Source organism: Nostoc sp. ChiQUE02, assembly GCF_034531305.2.
Lineage (GTDB): Bacteria > Cyanobacteriota > Cyanobacteriia > Cyanobacteriales > Nostocaceae > Nostoc.
The window spans coordinates 1-17,900 of record NZ_JAVRBN020000080.1 but is presented as its reverse complement, the minus strand read 5'-3'; the positions used below and the strand labels follow the sequence as shown (position 1 = coordinate 17,900).

Sequence of the window (17,900 nt, the reverse complement as noted above, 5' to 3'; positions counted from 1 at the left end):
AGCCATGAATCAATTTAAACCCTGTTATGCTTCTGGATGATTTAGCTTCTTTACTACTTGCTTATTCCGGAAAGTGAGAGAAGAGGGATAATGACTCATTAGTAATTTTGACTACTTTCACTAATTTTCAATTGTTCTAAATAAACGGTAACCGCATCATAATGCTGTTACATTTTTGTTAAGAATAGTTACAACTTCTTAACACAAGGAAATATTTATTATGGTAGTCTTACTTGAAAAGAATGCACCACATCAGGTTGTGATCGTTGGTGGTGGATTTGGTGGACTGTATACAGCAAAAGCTCTGAAGACAGCAAATGTAAATGTTACTCTCATTGATAAACGTAACTTTCACCTATTTCAGCCGCTTTTATATCAAGTTGCCACAGGTACGCTATCACCTGCTGATATTTCTGCACCATTGCGATCTGTATTCAGCAAAAGCAAGAATACAAAAGTGTTGTTGGGAGAAGTAAATGATATTGATCCAAAAGCGCAACAAGTTATTCTGGGTGATGAAGTAGTACCTTACGATACATTAATTGTCGCCACAGGTGCTAACCATTCCTATTTCGGTAAGGATAACTGGAAAGAATTTGCTCCTGGCTTGAAAACTGTTGAAGATGCCATAGAAATGCGTCGTCAGATATTTTCGGCATTTGAAGCGGCAGAAAAAGAAACTGATCCAGAAATTCGCCGTGCTTTGTTGACTTTTGTGATTGTGGGGGGTGGTCCCACCGGTGTAGAATTAGCAGGTGCGATCGCGGAATTGGCATATCAAACTCTCACAGAAGATTTCCGCAGCATCAAGACCTCAGAAGCGAGAATTTTACTATTGCAAGGGGGCGATCGCATCCTCCCACACATTGCGCCAGAATTATCGAAAGTAGCAGCAGAATCTTTGCAAAAGTTGGGTGTGGCTGTCTACACTAACACCAGAGTGACAAATATTGAAAATAACATTGTTACTTTCAAGCAAGGCGATGAATTGACAGAAATTACCTCAAAAACTATATTGTGGGCAGCAGGTGTTCAAGGTTCGCCTATGGGGAAAGCCCTAGCAGAAAGTACAGGTGTAGAGTGCGATCGCTCTGGACGTGTGATTGTAGAACCAGACTTGTCTATCAAGGGTTATAAAAACATTTTTGTAGTGGGAGATTTAGGCAACTTTTCCCATCAAAATGGTAAACCCTTACCTGGTGTTGCACCTGTAGCCAAACAACAAGGAGAGTATGTAGCTAAACTCATTAAACGAAGGCTTCAAGGTAATACTTTGCCACAATTTCGTTACAATGATGTGGGTACTTTGGCGATGATTGGGCAAAATTTAGCTGTTGTAGATTTAGGCTTAATCAAACTCAAAGGTTTTATTGCTTGGCTCTTTTGGCTAGTAATTCACATCTACTTCTTAATCGAGTTTGACACTAAATTAGTAGTAGCAATTCAGTGGGGGTGGAATTATATCACTCGTAATCGTCGCTCTAGATTGATTACAGGTCGAGAAGCTTTTGTAGAAGCAAAATCTGTTAACAATAGCGTGCAACAGCCTTCTGGGACACCTCTGTAACTTCAGATATCACAGCATTAGTCCCCAATACTGTGCGAATCTTTGAGCCATCAGCAGCAAACCAAAACTTAACAATCTCACCTACCATGAACACGGGTTTTTCAACACTTATAGATTGGAGTTGCCCAGAGGCAATGGTTCACCCTCTGATACCTGCCCAGACAGAATTTTACCTATAGAGCTTTGTTTGGAAGTTTCTATGAGTTTGCGATCGCTAATCTTCTCACTAAATCTAGGTTTCATCATTTAGCCTCAATTTTTATTTCCCCAGAGTGACAAAAGCGTCCGAGGAAAGCGATCGCATTCACAATGGATCTAAAGAAACAGAAATCTTTCTTAGAAGCAACCGCACAGGCGGCACACCACCCGCTATGAGTGGAAGAAACAAGTAAAATCCTCTTCCCTTCTGCCTTCTGCCTCCTGCCTCCTGCCTTGTTTCTTGAAAGCGCCTCACCAGCGGCGATTGCCACCTGTTACTGATGTAGAGAAACTTGTATCATGGAAAGTACCCTGACAGCTAAAACCGAATCCTCAGTAGTGCTTTTAAGCCTGCTTGAAAGCGTGGTTCTGGGCTTTTATGGTTACTATATTGGTGAAGTGGCTTTCGCTACTATCCCGTTCAGAAGATTATCTAATAAGACCAGCCCAGGTCAGGGTTCTCATAATTATTTGAGTCTAGACTTCATCTGAACTCTAGGCAACTTTAATGTATGTAAATTTCCATATCGCATAAATCTTTACCATTTTTAGTATTTCTAGGCTCTAAGTGTGGAGTAAAGAGTTTCTCAGAAGAGAGATGATCGTAAGTCTGCTGCATGTCGAAAGTTTAAAATTTCCCGAATCGGGAATAGCAGATTAATTCAACGCAGCCGAGATGGACGTACTTAGCGATCGCACAATCTGAGCGCGGACATGCTTGGCGGCTTCACGCGCAGCTTCAGCCAGTATCGTGGGGAGTGCAGGGGAGGGTTTGGTTGCACTAGATAAATAGCTGAGTGCTTTGAATAAATTATCGTCTAGATTACTTGCAGCCAATTTTTTAACGCCATCATAATCAGAAGCCTGAAATAATTCCAGCGCCATCTTATGCAAATCGCTTGCTGGTGAGAGAAACTTGAGAACTGATTTGATGCCTTCAGAGTCGGGGTTTTCAGAATTAAAATCATCTGCAAAGTTATCACCCAGCTTCACTAAGGTGCGTTGCTCAACATGATCAGCAGCAGCGATCGCTGCTGCACTCAAAATGTTGGGGAGGTTTGGAGTTGGGATTTTAGCGCTGACTAAAAATCCAAGTGATTTGCAGAAATTATCACCAAGGTTACTTGCAGCAGTTTTTCTTGCACTATCGGCATCGCCTTCTCTAAATTCCTTGTATACCTGCCATTGCCAATCGCCTTGTGGATCGCCGAGTGCAGCGAGGATAGCGTCAATTGCAATTTTGACATTGGGTGTGGTTGTTGTCATGTCTTACTCCTCATTTTTACCCAGTCGTTTGATGTTTCTGCCTGCCTTTCAGAAGCATAATTTTTATCCCATCTAGAATTTAGATGCTCAAATGTGAAAATGAGAGACAAGCTTGTAGTAATAAAAAAGCTCAAGTAGCCCAAAGTTAAATATTTGAAAATAATAAATGGAGTTGAGTGAATGAGCCTGGGTGCATCATATATTATTCTAGGAACTTTGTTTGACTATTTAATAAATCATGGCTATAAAGAGCATCGAGATTTTGGAATTAATCTTGAAGAGCCACAAAGCTGGTAATTAGCATTTTAATAATACAAAATGCTTCTTCAGTATATAGTGGAAACTGATATTTACCGCTACCACAATTATCAAGTTCCTACCCGCAACACAGTGATGTATCGAATCACTCAAGGCCCTGATCAAAACATCTGGTTTACCGAGTTGCGATCTGACAAAGTGGGGAGGATGTCAATACTGGTAATTAGTCTACAGCAACAGTAGAGGTAGTATTCAAGTCAAAAGATATATGAATAATACTGAATTTCATCCTTGCTCAATCTGTTCAACCCCAGTTCAATATTTCACAAGATATCCACATATCGTTTGTAATAATTGCTATGGCAAAGCAAGTGATGCTCAGGGACGAAAGTTGAGTTTCTTTAATACCTCAATCAGTGGAGGATTTGAGGCTATGGTAACTGAAACTCAAGAGAAGTACCCAAGTCATATTTGCTACATTAATGGAGTGAAATGCTGGGCTGATGAAGCTCGGTTTGGGGGTATCGTCATTCAAACTATGATAGATGATGATGATTTACCTAATCACTAGGAAAGCGATCGCTATTATCCCCAATCTGGTTAACTGCTGACACCTAAAATTTGTCTCCTAACAAGAGCATGTCCAGATTGAACATCAAACCAGTGAATATCCTCAAGGGGCAATGTTAGTGTAATATCCTCGCCACTCCAATTTTGGTCTGTTGGCAACAAAGCACGTACCGTAATCGCTCCGGTTTGTGAATCCTCAATCTTGACACTGACCAAATAGTGCATACCCAAGTTTTCCACTAAAAACACTCGCCCTTGGATAGTCTGGGTATCACCTGGTTGAGCAATGCGGACATCTTCTGGACGGATTCCCAGAACAATCTGCGGTGGTACAGTTGGTATATCTGGGAGAAGCACTTGGAAGTTACCTAGGATCGCATATTTTCCTTTACAAGGTAAAGTCAGCAAATTCATTTGCGGACTACCAACAAATCCAGCCACAAATAGATTAGCTGGATGGTTATAGATGCGGTCAGGTGGGTCAAGTTGCTGGACATAGCCATCATTGAGCAATGCAACTTTTGTAGAGAGCGTCATCGCTTCTGTTTGGTCATGGGTGACGTAGACAACTGGCACTTTTTGGGCTGCAAAAATTTGCTTGATATCGGCTCGGACTCGTTCGCGCAGCAGTGCATCCAGGTTACTTAAAGGTTCATCCAGCAGGTACACATCGGCATTACGCACCAAAGCACGACCAACAGCAACCCGCTGCCTTTGACCTCCAGACATTTGACCAGGCTTGCGGTTCATTAACTCTGCTAATCCTAAAACTTCTGCCACTTCTGCCACCCGCTGTTTAATTTCTGTAGCTGGTACTTTTTTCAGCTTGAGTCCAGAAGCGAGGTTTTCGTACACTGTCATGTGGGGATAGAGTGCATAACTTTGAAATACCATTGCAATGTTGCGATCGGCTGCTCGCTTATAGGTGACATCCACATCTCCAATCTTGATCTGACCGCGAGTCGGTTCTTCAAGACCCGCAATCATGCGTAAGACGGTGGATTTACCACAGCCAGAAGGGCCAAGTAAAGTGAGAAACTCATCGTTTTCTACAGTTAAACTAACGTCTTTGACAGGGACGACTTTAGGATTATAGGTTTTATTCAAGTTTGTGAGTTCGAGTTTAGCCATTTTGATTTTTATCCTTTTACAGCACCAGCGGTAAGACCTTGGACAATCCGGCGCTGGAAAAACAAAACTAGTAAAATTAGGGGTAACGTTCCCACGACAGTAGCAGCAGCGATCGGGCCGTAGGGAATTTCATATATTGTCGCACCACCCAACTGAGCAGCAGCAACGGGAATTGTCTTCAACTCTTCACGGGTCATAAACGTCAGAGCGAAAATAAACTCGTTCCAAGCAAAAATAAAGGTGAGGATTCCAGTAGTCACCAAGGCGGGAAGGGTCATGGGTAGCACGATTTGCCACAGTAGTTGAAAGGTGTTATAGCCATCGACCCTAGCGGAATCTTCCAAATCTTTGGGCAATTGTTGGAAAAAGCTTCTAAGTACCAAAATTGTCAGCGGTAAATTGATGGCAGTGTAGGGTATAATCAGCGCCAGATAATTGTTACCCAATTTAAGCGCCTGGATAATTTCTAATAGTCCTAAGAACAACAGAATTCCAGGAAATAAGGTAACAATCAGAATGCTGGCGAGGATAACTTTTTCACCCCAAGGGCGTAACCGTGCAAGGGCATAAGCCGCAGGTGCGCCGATCGCTAAAGCTACAGCGGTAGAAGTAATTGACACAAAGGCACTGTTGAAGATGTAGCGCCAAAATGGACGACGAGTAAATAACTCAATGTAGTGATTGAAAGTGAATCGTGTGGGGAAATAAACAGTAGGAACGGCGGCAATATCCTCATTCACTTTAAACGAGGTCAGCAATTGCCATAGAGCTGGCCCTAGGCTAAATAGCACTATTAATACAACTATGATGGCCAGCAAGATTTTTTTCAGAGAAAACTTGGTTCCTCCTATTCGTTTTGGAGTCGTTGGAACTGCTTGTGGAGTTACACTCATGGCTTAAATGGCTCCTGATGTTTTGGCACGGTATTTGTTCAGCAAGAAACTAGCGATCGCTACCGCCGCAATCAATATTAAAAATGTCACTACTACCAGGGCAGCTCCATAACCAAAATCTAAGTAGCGCATCACTGTGGAGTAAATGTACAATGACACCACTTCCGTAGCGCCACCAGGACCACCGCCGGTCATCACAGCAATCAAGTCGAAAATCCCGAAAGCTTGAGCAAACCGAAATAGCACTGCAATTAAGATTTGCGGCAGCAGTAGTGGCAGGGTAATATTGCGGAAACTTTGCCAAGCAGTTGCCCCATCGACCGAGTAAGCTTCATAGAGGTCTTGTGATATCGACTGCAACCCAGCTAGTAACAGGATACTGATAAACGGCGTAGTTTTCCAAACATCAGCAAAAACCACTGCTATCATTGCCAGCGCTGGATCTCCTAACCAGTTAATCCCAGTATCAATCAGCCCCAACCGCCGCAGAATATCGTTCACAACCCCAAACTGGTCGTTAAAAATCCAAGCCCACGCCAGACCAATCAGAGCGGTAGGCAAAGCCCAAGGTATAATCGCGGTTGTACGCACTATGCCCCGCCCAAAAAACGCCTGGTTGAGAACTAAGGCAATCCCCAGTCCTAGCAGTAGTTCTGAGATTACTGATGCTGTTGTGAACACAGTCGTCGCCCACAAACTCTGCCAAAAACGACCATCCCCCGCCATCCGCACATAATTGTCTAAACCAGAGAATACGGGTTGTAGCTCTGTTCCCAGATTTTTAGTAAATACGCTTAACCAAAATGCTCGTAAAATCGGGTAGGCAAATACAAACAACAGCAGCAGCAATGCTGGTGTAAGTAATATCCAAGCTGTCTGTTGTTCCCGACTTCTGAGTGTATGCAGATTTGTCATTTGTCATTTGTTATTTGTTATTTGTTATAAGGTATTGGGCATTGGGGACTGATTATTAATTCTTCTCCCCCTGCCCCCTGCCCCCCTGCCCTCTTGCCCTAGCAATCGGCGCGTTTCCGCAGCAGCAGCTTGCATTGCTTGTTCAGAATTCATCCGACCGGATAACGCGGCGCTGAGATAACGCTGCAAAATATCTGATGTCTGAGCATATTGCGCGATCGGTGGACGTAAAACTGCATTGTCCACGACCTCCAATAACTGCGGATAGTGAGGGTATTTAGCAACAATCTCTGGGTCTGTAAACAAATCCCGGCGACTTGGCACATAGCCTGCACTGAAAATAAATCGGCGCTGTGCTTCCCGACTGGTAAAATACTGAATTGCTTTCCAAGCTTCTTGAGGATGTTGAGAAGATTTAGCAATCCCTAAACCCCAGCCCCCAAGACTTGCCGCTCCCTTCTTACCAAGAGCATGAACCATCGGTTTAATCGCAATTTTGCCCCGGATTGGTGAATTTTCTGCCTGGGCTAAAGGCCACGCATAGGGCCAACTGCGTAAAAACGCTACTTGACCACTTTGAAACAAGCGTCGGGTGTCTTCTTCTTGGTAGGTCGTGACTCCAGGAGGAGAAACGCCCTCCCTAACGGTACTACGCAGAAACTCAATGGCTCGTAATGTTTCTGGTCGATCTAGTCCAACTTCGAGCGTGTCGGGATTAACCCAGAAGCCACCAAAGCCATTGAGAACTTCCGCAAACATCGCCACAAGTCCTTCATATTGGCGGCCCTGCCAAACATAACCCCACTTCACCTCGTCTTTCTTCTGCAAGACTTGAGAAATTCGGATTAAATCATCAAAGGTTTCTGGCGGTTTCAATCCTGCTTGTTTGATTAAATCTTCCCGGTAGTAAAGCATTCCCACGTCGGAACGCACTGGAATGCGGTACAGCTTGTTTTGGTAACGTCCCCCTTCTACATCCTGGGATGAAAATGCTGCCAAATCCTGTTTAGAAATGCGATCGTCTAGCGGTAGCAACCATCCAGCAGCAGCAAACTTGGATGTCCAGATGACATCCATATTGATCAGGTCATAAGGAGATTCACCCAAGATAAAAGATGAGGTGTACAGGTCTTCGAGCAAATTTGTGGCATTCGGCCCTTCAACCAGATTAATGCGAATACCTGGGTTCTCAGCCTCGAAGTCTCTAATCAAACCCTGCCTCCAAGGTTGGGCATCAGGGGCAGTCATTAACAGATTGAGGGTAACTGGTTGCTGCGAGAGTGCTACCCAACTGAACAATATGATGCTCAAGATAGTTGCCAGAAAAACCCCTATATGTAAATAACTTTGTTTCTGAATGAATTTTTGCAAATTGTTTATTGGCTTTCGATACAACATTATCAATGTAGCGATCGCTAGCGGTAATTATTAGGAATATAAAAACATAAAATTTTTGAAAAAGGTTATTTTGTATTATTTTTTATCAAAATGCTTGAGTAATGAACAAGCAAGTCAATAAACTTAATCTCAAGCTGGTTTAAGAATAAGCAATGTGATTGTCACTAAGTGTAATATGTTGCTAACAAGCTGTAAATATACAGTAGCCCATTTAAGGAAAAACTGTTTACTTAAAGACTGCCGCTGAATCTATTCCAGTAATATAATTTTGTTAACTGTCACCCCAGTAAAACTCCAAAAGGCTGTCCTTATAGAGAGGAGTAGACGTGAGCAGTATCAGGGTAAGCGTATCTAATTTTATAGCTATAATTACAGATTATTTCGCACAGTTATGAACGTTGAGAGATCATTTAAACTGCACTAGCCAAGATAGAAGTAAAACTATGGCCAGTAAATGTGGACTCACGCTAGGTAAGTATGCACCTCTTCACAAAGGACACCAATTTGTGATTGAGACGGCCTTAGCAGAAATGGATGAAGTGCTAGTCATAATTTATGATTGTCCAGAGGTGACTGCTATTCCTTTAACAGTTCGGGCTAGATGGCTGTGAAGACTTTATCCAACAGTTCAGGTGATTGAAGCATGGGATGGCCCAACAGAAGTTGGTGATACGTTTGAGATTAAGAAAAAACACGAAGAATATATCGTTAAAAAATTAGAATCAAAAAGAATTACGCACTTTTACTGTAGTGAATTTTATGGTGAACACGTAAGCCAAGCATTAGGAGCAGTTAATCGACTTGTAGATAGTGCTCGTAAAACTTTCTCCATCTCAGGAACAAAAGTGAGGCAAGACCCTTATACTTTTAGAAATTATTTATGTCCTGATGTTTACCGCGATCTAATTACGAATGTTGTTTTTCTAGGCGCTCCCTCGACTGGTAAAACGACTATTGCATCCCAATTAGCAAAAGAATACAAAACTGTATGGATGCCAGAATATGGACGTGAATATTGGGAAAAACATCAAATTAACAGACGACTTTCACTCTCCCAACTTGTGGAGATTGCTAAAGGACATTTAGAACGTGAAGAAACTTTACTGTTGCAAGCGAACCAATACTTGTTTACAGATACCAATGCTTTAACAACTTATCAATTTTCTTTGTACTATCACAAAACCGTTGCCCCAGAGTTAGCAAAACTAGCACATCAAGCTATATCTCGCTATGATTTAGTATTCCTTTGTGATACAGATACACCCTATGATAATACTTGGGATCGCTCTGGAGAAGCAAATCGCAAGATATTCCAAAAACAGATTAAGAGTGAATTAATCATTAGAAAAATTCCCTTTTTTAGTTTGGATGGTGAGTTAAATACACGCATTGATTTTGTTAAGCAAATATTAGCTCGATATCAAAAATATCAAAATTTATTAGATTCATTTTCTTTTTAATTAAAATAATATGCTTGAGTTTTGGAGCGTTGATAATATTGCCTGGAAAGTTGTGGGTTATCCCATAAGTTATGTTGAATTTTTAGGAACAATTTTTTACTTATGGTCAGTGTGGCTAATTTCTCAAAGAAAAATTCTGACTTGGGCTGTTGGGATAGTCAGCGTATTGCTGTACATGGTACTTTTCTATCAAATCCGCTTATATTCGGACATGATAGAGCAAATTTATTACTTAGGTGTTAGTATCTATGGCTGGTGGCGATGGAGCACACCCAAACGAGATAGTAAAGAGATTTTAAATGTTCGATATAGTCCTCCAATCAAAATTGTTTTGGCTTCTTCAGTAACAATAGCAATTTCCTTTGTAATCGGAGCATTGATGAGTCAGATTCATACAATACTGCCAACAATATTTCCAGATAAAGCTTCTTTTCCTTACTTGGATGCACTCACAACAATGATGAGTTTTACTGCAATGTGGCTGATGGCGCAAAAGCGGGTTGAAAGTTGGTATTACTGGATTGTAGTTGATATTATTGGCATTTGGTTATATTACGTTAAAGAAGTGAGATTTATTGCTTTACTTTATGTAATTTTGTTATTTATGGCAATTAATGGCTTAATAAATTGGCTAAAAGCAGTTAAGTAGCGCCATAGTTAAATTATCTAAATATGCGTTTAATCATAATTAATGATTCGGAATTTGTTATAACAAACAAGTCTATTTAAATAGCTGTTCCGACAGATCCCAGTTTTCCTTATTAAAAGGCGATCGCCAATGCCTTCACTTTTCTTTTTTCCTCTAAGAAATTTTCAGGTGTCCATTCGCACAAACTACATTAGACTTCTTGCACGAATAGTGGATTTCTTCCATGTTATTGATGACCAGTAGAATTTGTTGTTGGTGCAGTTCGGTAGCTAAAGAGCATTGTTGCTGCACTTGCGTCAATTCATGTTCATTCTTGAAATTATCTAAAAGCTTGTCCCAAGGTAGCACTTGTGAGCTAGTTGCCCAGATTGGGAAATCCTTTAAATGCAAAGGAAATAAATAGTTAATTATAAGCCACTTGTATGACCCAATAAATTAATTCAACATCACCAGCTTTTTGATACGTTTGTCAATTAGCTCAATCTTGTAATAGTCAAAATTAAAGCCCCATGATTGTTAAAATACATTATTGGAACATCGTTGGCATAACAAAACAGCTCCCCACTTGAAGTAGCTTTATAGTTCTCCAATTTCTTCCCTATTAAGAATTCTTGTTCACCAGACTGACCAATATTCCCAATTAGTGAAAACCAGTTTTCGTTTGGTTTCCTTCGGAACATCTCTGCCCAATGTAGCCACGGCTTTGTATACCCATCTGCATCACTTCTGATCCTGGCATCATACCAAAACTGTTCTCCTTCTACTTCAAACCTATAACTTGCTCCTATTTCTAAACAAATATCAGTAGCATTCCAGTATTTGTGAGCGTCTATTGTTGTTACTGATGGAGAGCCAATTTGTAGCTTTCTCATTTTAGTATTTATTTTCCACAATTAGAATGATCAAAACGGAATTTCAGTCATTACAGAGTAATAATCACTTGCCTAATAAAAAATTTTAACGAAATAAGTTAAGTAATGAACACAAGAAATCTAACAGTCCTTTGGCGAGCCGTCAAGTAGTGATTGAAGTTGTTAATCGGCGTTTAATTCGGTTTCTGAGTCAGCGCTACCGTGATTGCAGAAAATGTTTTGGATGACACTGTCACTTCATTGCTAGAATTTCTAACTACCAACTTCAAAAAACCTAAGCTTACCTTCACTATGTATGTAACAAACCCAATTTTATATCATAAAACCTTTTTGTAAAAGGTCTACTGTTACCCGTTGCCGATATTGAAAAACACAAATGTTCATCCAAGTGTTGATAACCAGTCTTGGTGCCGAAAAGCTTCCAAAACTCAGACTGTAGTTTTTCTGCTGCTTCCAAAACAAGACCTCAACGAAGTAGGTTTAAGAGTTCATCAGGCTGATAATTTGTGGCATAGTAACATCTAAATGTGATTGGCAATTTTTGCCACAGATAAGAGAAAGTGACGTGAATCGCCAACATACAACGCTTAACGTATCACTAACTTCGATTTCTTAGTACCAGTAAAAAAACTGTCATAGTCGGAATCAGGTAAGTAATCACCTGAGAAATATATTAAGAAGAGTGATCTAAGAATATCCCTATAGAAAAGTATTAAATATTACTAGTAATATTTAATACTTTTCTGTCATAATCAACAGCAAAAAGCGGGAACTATACTTTTGATACACTTGCCCTGGTAGTTATAATTAAAATTGTTAGGTTTTATGTTCAAAATAGCAGTATTTGTTTTTGTAGTGTTGTCTATGTTTTATATTCTAGTTTTAAAGGATTCTGACACATCTATGGTTTATATGCTTGGCGCACTAGTTTGTACACTATTATTAATAAACAATAAACTGTAATCTAGACATTAGTTCGCTCAAAGAAATATTTAATTAAAATGGCTATCTAGAGATTTATTTAGCGATACGTTTGGGTTAAAGACAATCGCGCTACTCATTCCAATCAAATAGCACCCCATCCACACAAGCGATCCCCCACTGCGGATACTTCGCAATCAACTTCTTGATAACTATTACTAGCACTGGGTCATCATTCCAACACTCGTGCAAGAAGTTAAAGCCAAGATTCTGTCCCAAATTTACCGCCACTTTGAGTTTTTGGATACGTAGAAGTCGCACATTTGTCTGTTAACAAATCCTAAAAGTGATTTGATGGCTTTTCCACAGGATGATTAAGATATAGGTATTTGACCTGACGGGTATCGATACTCATGGTGCAAGACCAGATTTTGCTGAATGATTGGCATGTAATAGCGCGATCGCAAGACCTCCAACCTGGAACAGTCCTGCACAAGCGCTTATTAGGCTCAGATGTAGTGCTCTGGCATAATGGCAATAAAGTTTTAGCTTGGCAAGACGTTTGCCCTCATCGTGGTGCTCGTCTTTCTCTAGGATATGTCAATAAAGAGACTCTTGTGTGTCCTTACCACGGTTTAGCCTTTAATAGCGAGGGGAAATGTGTACTAGTTCCGGCTAATCCAGACCAATCGCCCCCCGCACAAGCTTGTGTTAAAACTTACCAAGTTCAAGAGCGTTACGATCTGCTCTGGGTTTGTTTAGGGACACCAAAACAAGACATAGCTCCGTTTTCTGAGTGGGACGATCCGGTCTATCGCAAGATTTTCTGTGGCCCCTACTACTATCACTCTAGCCCTCTGCGGGCGCTGGAAAATTTCATCGATCCGGCACACTTCCCAATTATGCATTCGGGATTATTCGCCCACGCCAGTCGTCCTGAGTTGACGCACTATGAATTAGAGTCTCTTCCAGATGGGATTAGTTTCAAATGTGGTTTGTGGGAACTAGACTTTAATTCTGGTAATCCTCTGGAAGCACCACTGATTTTCAACACTTACGATTACCGCATCTTCCGTCCGTTAGTGGCATACTTTAAACTCGGACCTGGAGATCATCGTTTAAATGTCTTCTATACAATTACGCCAGTCGATGAAGATGAGTGCGTGGCGCAATATTGGTTAATGGTAAATAGCACCCGTGAAGTAAGAGTGGAAGTCTATCTAGATATTCAAAATCAAGTTGCTAGTCAAGATATTGCCATTGTCGAGTCTCAGCAACCCCGACGCTTACCTTTAGATTTGCAAGCAGAAGTACATTTACCGAGCGATCGCTATTCTATTGCATACCGAAAGTGGCTCAAACAACAGGGTGTTACTTTCGGTACTATTTAGAACTTGGTGGTAGTTATAGGGTAGCCGCCCGTAATTACATTATGTCGAGCGAGGCAATGTACAAGTTAGTTTTCAACAGTATCGGGAATTGTTACCCCAAGGTGTTGAGTCATAGTTAGGATTTGGGATTAATTAAGTCTCAGATTTAATAGTTTAAAAACAGTAGATTGTTAATTACTCTACCGCTTTTTATGTATGTTGAATGCGGTACTCAAAAGTCAATTGATATTTTTCCTTGCTTTCATGTCAAGGTAAATTTTGGGTATTTATTTCTCCACAGGTGTTAGTTTTAAAGGATACAATGGCTCAGATCCATTTAATTGCCAAATTCTAAATACTAATACAGCAGCTACAGTTAGCCATACACAAGAAAATGATAAAATCATTCCCGCTACAGGCTTAGTTTGCCAATAAATTGCCGTCATCACTACAGCAGATAACCAAGGGCCTAAAATAACTACAGGAACAGCAGCACCTAATCTCCGTTCTACGGTAAAAATCGTATTCCAAGTATCCCCTAAAGCCAGATGTACCACAAACAAAATTAAAGGCAGCACTAAAAATTGGTGATTCATTTGCTGCCAAAGCAAGACAGAAGAAATTACCCGCAAAATGGCAATTATCATCCAAACTATGGGAAATACTAAAGGTGGAGGAGACCATCTTGGTCTGATTACCTGGTCATAGGTCTGACGAGAACGGGTATTATCTAAAAGAGAAAAAATTCGTGAACGGATACTGAATAGAGCGAAAAATAATCCAGTCACTAAAGTACTAAACCAACTGGGAAAAGAAGAATTGTTATCAATCAACATGACTAATTTTTCCATGACCAGCAACACGATAATCATGACTACTATTTGTAGGATAGTCCCTAGTGTATAAACTAAAACTGCTCTGATATCTAGTTCTTGTGTAGTTGCTATTGATGTATCTGGAGACTTTTGTTGATTAAGAGTTTTTACACCCATTACTGTATTGACAAACTGTTCAAGTATTCCAGTATTATTGGATTCATTCATAATTAAGAGATTGCGCGTAGTTTGTAATTAGTAGTAATAAGTTATTCATTATATAGGACTAGTGTTCTGTCTCATTAGTTGATTGCGATTAAAACAGTATATTAATCGTCTTGGCGATTTTCTGGCGAGTAAGGAACACCTAACCCTTGGGGAGGTATAGATTTACCAGCTAATCCCACTAGTGCAAATAAAGCGATCGCATAAGGTAGCATACCTAAAAACTGATAAGGAATATTTGCACCAAGAGCTTGAATTCGTAACTGTAAAGCTTCCGTAGCGCCAAATAAAAAACAAGCCAGAGTAGTACCTAAAGGATGCCACCTACCAAAAATTAAAGCAGCGATCGCAATAAATCCTTTACCTGCACTCATCCCTTCTGTAAAAAATTTGATTTGTACCAAGGTGAGATAAGCCCCTCCTAAACTGGCAAGACAGCCACTAAGTACTACAGCCCAATATCGCACCCTTGATACTGAAATCCCAGCCGTCGCAGCAGCTTGGGGATATTCTCCCACCGCCCGCAAAGTCAGCCCAAAGCTAGTATGAAATAAAATATAGATACTGAAAGCAACTAGAGTTATCAGTAAATATACAAAAACATCTTGCTGGAACAACATAGCTCCAAGTATAGGTATATTCGCAAGACCAGGAATGATTATAGGCTCAATTCCTGGTAATCTTTGCGTATTATTGCCATTAAATATTAACCGCGCTAAAAACGATGTTAATCCCGCGCAGCCACTAGATTAATCGCTAACCCTGATACCAACTGATTGACATACAAAGTTACACATAAAAAAGATGAGCGCTCAATAATCCGGGGTAAATCGCTCACTAACAAGCCTCAAATTACGTAAAATCGTTCCCAAAATGGTTGTCTGCCCCGATTTATTGAGCGGATACGGCTGATTTTCGTCTGACTGATTATGAAAGTATTGAACGTTGGTGGGAAATAATTTTTAGTGCCTATCTTTTAGTCAGCGTTCAAGCCACCTACTTTCAGTTTAATCAGCAATCAAGCACAACATCTACTTCAGAATTTTCGTCACACACTGAATCTAATCTTCTTCACTATAGCCAACATCCTTATTGAGAGTCCGGCACTACATGGAAGAGTGCCTTAAATAACCTGAGATTGATTATTCAACCCTATATTTTTTACTGTTTAATTCAACCTTGGCTCACAGTATTTAATATTCCTGGTCTGAAACGTTGCTTTTTGAAATTAATTGACTTCATGAATAATTTTCGGGCTTCTCCAGTCAGTTTCCCTATAGCTAGTTGAATTTCTTGCTAATTTTTCTTTTCCTAAAGTAACAAAAGAGGGATAACTACCAAATTGTGTATAAAACTTGGCATAGTTAAAACAGTATAGGGATGAGGAGACGCGGCAACGCAGTTGCCAGTCAAAGATAAGGTGAGCTTGTTAGGTTGAAGCGCGGTCATAGGAGTTATGCTTTAAAATTTTCAATAAGCATAACTCTTATAAGTGCCATGAGTGATACCTCTGCCACGCCTAATGGCGAAATTAATTAAAAAGTAGGATACTCCCCATCTAGGGCACTACCCACCTTTGGTTGTCTCCTCCCCTACATGTATAAGCTAAAACAGGTGCTCCACTTCGAGGCCCTTTCAGTCCAGGATTAGAGATGTCTAAACATAACCCCCCAAAGGACGGAGCATAAATAATCGAAGCCGAAATTGTCTTCGCGTTAACACTCTGAGCATTTATAATTTCGGTTATAAAACAAGCCAGAGATGCGGAAATGAGAGATGCGGAAAATGCGGCTTTGACTAAGTTTCGGATCTTCATGACACTCAATTTAACTTTTACCAATCCTCGACTCTACCTCTCTAGTTTGTAGATAACAGCGGTCGGCAAAATTACTACTCTCGCGAATACTTTCAAGGGACACCAAGAGTGAGAGTGCCTGGGGATATTCGTGCATTGCCCATCACCCGATAGAGATATCATCGATTAGAAGGACACGGAGAGAAGTTGCGTGCGGGGATAGAGGGACATGGAGAGTTCTTTCTTTGCGTCTCCCACTCTCCGTGTCTTTTCTCCTGCCTTATGGTTTGAGTACAACTTTGATACAGTTTTCCTTCTTGTCTCTGAAAATTTCGTAACCCCGGGGTGCTTCATCTAACGGTAGACGATGGGTGATCACGAAAGATGGATCGATCCTGCCATTTTGGATGTGATCAAGTAACGTGTTTAAGTACTTATGAACGTGCGTTTGTCCCATTTTGAATACTAAGGCTTTGTTCATGGCAGCACCCATAGGTATTTTGTCTACAACGCCGACATAAACACCAGGAATTGACACGTGACCGCCTTTGCGACAGTCAATCATCACTTGCCGCAGCACATGGGGCCGGTCTGTTTCCAGACGCACTGCTTGCTTTACTTCGTCGTATACTCCTTCTAGACCCGTGCCGTGTGCTTCCAACCCCACAGCATCAATGCAAGCATCTGGGCCGCGTCCACCTGTCATTTCTTTGAGGGCTTCACCAACATCTACTTCCTCATAGTTAAGGATTTCTGCCTTGCCTTGATCTTTAGCCATCTGTAAGCGTTCGGGAATTCGATCGATAGCGATGACTCGTTCAGCACCAAGTAGATAAGCACTCTTAATTGTGAATTGTCCGACTGGGCCACACCCCCAGACTGCGACAATATCACCGGGCTGAATATTACAGTTATCTGCCGCCATATATCCGGTGGGGAAGATATCTGTTAGAAACACTACTTGTTCGTCTGTTAGTCCATCAGGAATCTTAAACAAACCAGTATCGGCAAAGGGAACGCGGGCATATTGAGCTTGACCACCAGCGTAGCCACCTAGCATATGAGAGTAGCCAAAAATACCAGAGGGTGAATAACCCATGAATTTTTCTGCTAACCAAGCGTTTGGGTTAGAGTTATCGCACAATGACCAGAAGTCATGTTGACAGTACCAGCAGTTCCCACAGCCGATAGGGAATGGTACAACCACGCGATCGCCTATATTTAAATTTTTGACGGCACTGCCTATTTCAACGACTTCCCCCATCATTTCATGACCCAGGATATCGCCCTTTTCCATTGTGGGGACGTAGCCGTTATAAAGGTGTAAATCAGAACCGCAAATTGCTGTTGTCGTGATTTTAATAACAGCATCACGCGGATTAATGATTTTTGGATCGGGTACTGTTTCTACCCGTACATCGTTGGCACCGTTCCAGCAAACTGCTTTCATAGCCATTAGTCCTTTGTCGGTAGTTAGTTGTCAGTTGTCAGTGGTTATTTTCCTTGTCTCCTCTGCTCCCCTGCTCTTGTGAGTCCCCAACTCAAGGCTGTAACCTAACTTTTATGCAGTGGTCTTTTCTTTGGTTGAACAGCTCGA

At 41.0% G+C, this 17,900-nt stretch carries 19 protein-coding genes and 1 pseudogene; 8 read left to right on the top strand and 12 right to left on the bottom strand.

Annotated features, from left to right (window positions below; translation table 11 throughout):
- Positions 1-220: 220 nt before the first annotated feature.
- Positions 221-1,567 (top strand): NAD(P)/FAD-dependent oxidoreductase, encoded by a 1,347-nt coding sequence (locus RM347_RS33915; protein ID WP_322716753.1) that lies wholly within the window; start codon positions 221-223, stop codon positions 1,565-1,567.
- Here the strand turns inward: RM347_RS33915 and RM347_RS33910 are convergent.
- Together RM347_RS33910 and RM347_RS33905 are read right to left on the bottom strand one after the other, a co-directional pair.
- Positions 1,527-1,655 carry a hypothetical protein gene (locus tag RM347_RS33910; RefSeq protein ID WP_416211872.1) on the bottom strand — a complete coding sequence of 43 codons (129 nt, stop codon included), beginning with the start codon at positions 1,653-1,655 and terminating at the stop codon, positions 1,527-1,529. The genes RM347_RS33915 and RM347_RS33910 overlap by 41 nt on opposite strands.
- Positions 1,656-1,675: 20 nt before the next feature.
- Positions 1,676-1,813 (bottom strand): hypothetical protein, encoded by a 138-nt coding sequence (locus RM347_RS33905; RefSeq protein ID WP_322716754.1) that lies wholly within the window; start codon positions 1,811-1,813, stop codon positions 1,676-1,678.
- A 252-nt stretch (positions 1,814-2,065) separates the two neighbouring features.
- Here RM347_RS33905 and RM347_RS33900 point away from each other — a divergent pair, with 252 nt between their 5' ends.
- On the top strand, positions 2,066-2,257 hold the full coding sequence (locus RM347_RS33900; RefSeq protein ID WP_322716755.1) for a hypothetical protein: 192 nt from the start codon (positions 2,066-2,068) through the stop codon (positions 2,255-2,257).
- A gap of 165 nt (positions 2,258-2,422) precedes the next feature.
- On the opposite strand, the gene RM347_RS33895 is transcribed toward RM347_RS33900, so the two are convergent.
- Positions 2,423-3,031 (bottom strand): hypothetical protein, encoded by a 609-nt coding sequence (locus tag RM347_RS33895; protein ID WP_322716756.1) that lies wholly within the window; start codon positions 3,029-3,031, stop codon positions 2,423-2,425.
- A gap of 318 nt (positions 3,032-3,349) precedes the next feature.
- On the opposite strand from RM347_RS33895, the gene RM347_RS33890 reads away from it, so the two are divergent.
- The gene (locus tag RM347_RS33890) at positions 3,350-3,532 is read left to right on the top strand and encodes a hypothetical protein (RefSeq protein WP_322716757.1); all 183 of its coding nucleotides are present in this window, start codon (positions 3,350-3,352) and stop codon (positions 3,530-3,532) included.
- A gap of 190 nt (positions 3,533-3,722) precedes the next feature.
- A complete protein-coding gene (locus RM347_RS33885; protein ID WP_322716758.1) occupies positions 3,723-3,860 on the top strand; it encodes a hypothetical protein in 138 nt (45 codons plus the stop codon).
- 29 nt (positions 3,861-3,889) lie between these two features.
- Here RM347_RS33885 and RM347_RS33880 read toward each other — a convergent pair whose 3' ends face one another.
- Genes RM347_RS33880 through RM347_RS33865 form a run of 4 tightly spaced genes read right to left on the bottom strand, consistent with a single transcriptional unit; the run spans position 3,890 to position 8,196 of the window.
- Positions 3,890-4,990, bottom strand: a complete 1,101-nt coding sequence (locus RM347_RS33880; RefSeq protein ID WP_322716759.1) for an ABC transporter ATP-binding protein — start codon at positions 4,988-4,990, stop codon at positions 3,890-3,892.
- Between the two features lie 8 nt (positions 4,991-4,998).
- The gene (locus tag RM347_RS33875) at positions 4,999-5,883 is read right to left on the bottom strand and encodes a carbohydrate ABC transporter permease (protein WP_322716760.1); all 885 of its coding nucleotides are present in this window, start codon (positions 5,881-5,883) and stop codon (positions 4,999-5,001) included.
- Between the two features lie 3 nt (positions 5,884-5,886).
- Positions 5,887-6,798, bottom strand: coding sequence for a carbohydrate ABC transporter permease (locus tag RM347_RS33870; protein WP_322716761.1), 912 nt, complete (start codon positions 6,796-6,798; stop codon positions 5,887-5,889).
- A gap of 24 nt (positions 6,799-6,822) precedes the next feature.
- A complete protein-coding gene (locus tag RM347_RS33865; RefSeq protein ID WP_322716762.1) occupies positions 6,823-8,196 on the bottom strand; it encodes an ABC transporter substrate-binding protein in 1,374 nt (457 codons plus the stop codon).
- Between the two features lie 443 nt (positions 8,197-8,639).
- On the opposite strand from RM347_RS33865, the gene RM347_RS33860 reads away from it, so the two are divergent.
- The 3 genes from RM347_RS33860 to pnuC are packed head-to-tail and all read left to right on the top strand — an operon-like array spanning position 8,640 to position 10,305.
- Positions 8,640-8,807, top strand: coding sequence for an adenylyltransferase/cytidyltransferase family protein (locus RM347_RS33860; protein WP_322716763.1), 168 nt, complete (start codon positions 8,640-8,642; stop codon positions 8,805-8,807).
- A gap of 21 nt (positions 8,808-8,828) precedes the next feature.
- A complete protein-coding gene (locus tag RM347_RS33855; RefSeq protein WP_322716764.1) occupies positions 8,829-9,656 on the top strand; it encodes an AAA family ATPase in 828 nt (275 codons plus the stop codon).
- Positions 9,657-9,666: 10 nt separating this feature from the next.
- A complete protein-coding gene (pnuC, locus tag RM347_RS33850) occupies positions 9,667-10,305 on the top strand; it encodes a nicotinamide riboside transporter PnuC (RefSeq protein ID WP_322716765.1) in 639 nt (212 codons plus the stop codon).
- Positions 10,306-10,778: 473 nt separating this feature from the next.
- On the opposite strand, the gene RM347_RS33845 is transcribed toward pnuC, so the two are convergent.
- Both RM347_RS33845 and RM347_RS33840 read right to left on the bottom strand, forming a co-directional pair.
- Entirely contained in the window at positions 10,779-11,177 is a 399-nt protein-coding gene (locus tag RM347_RS33845) for a hypothetical protein (RefSeq protein WP_322716766.1), read from the bottom strand.
- Positions 11,178-12,230: 1,053 nt separating this feature from the next.
- On the bottom strand, positions 12,231-12,419 hold the full coding sequence (locus RM347_RS33840; RefSeq protein ID WP_322716767.1) for a hypothetical protein: 189 nt from the start codon (positions 12,417-12,419) through the stop codon (positions 12,231-12,233).
- 92 nt (positions 12,420-12,511) lie between these two features.
- On the opposite strand from RM347_RS33840, the gene RM347_RS33835 reads away from it, so the two are divergent.
- Entirely contained in the window at positions 12,512-13,489 is a 978-nt protein-coding gene (locus RM347_RS33835; RefSeq protein ID WP_322716768.1) for an aromatic ring-hydroxylating dioxygenase subunit alpha, read from the top strand.
- A 266-nt stretch (positions 13,490-13,755) separates the two neighbouring features.
- Here RM347_RS33835 and RM347_RS33830 read toward each other — a convergent pair whose 3' ends face one another.
- The 3 genes and pseudogenes from RM347_RS33830 to RM347_RS33820 form a co-directional block, all read right to left on the bottom strand.
- Positions 13,756-14,511: a TspO/MBR family protein gene (locus tag RM347_RS33830; RefSeq protein ID WP_322716769.1), complete on the bottom strand. Its 756-nt coding sequence runs from the start codon at positions 14,509-14,511 to the stop codon at positions 13,756-13,758.
- Between the two features lie 101 nt (positions 14,512-14,612).
- A pseudogene (locus RM347_RS33825) lies at positions 14,613-15,313 on the bottom strand (ABC transporter permease); the annotation flags it as partial.
- Between the two features lie 1,270 nt (positions 15,314-16,583).
- Positions 16,584-17,753, bottom strand: coding sequence for a zinc-dependent alcohol dehydrogenase (locus RM347_RS33820; protein WP_322716770.1), 1,170 nt, complete (start codon positions 17,751-17,753; stop codon positions 16,584-16,586).
- Positions 17,754-17,900: the final 147 nt, after the last annotated feature.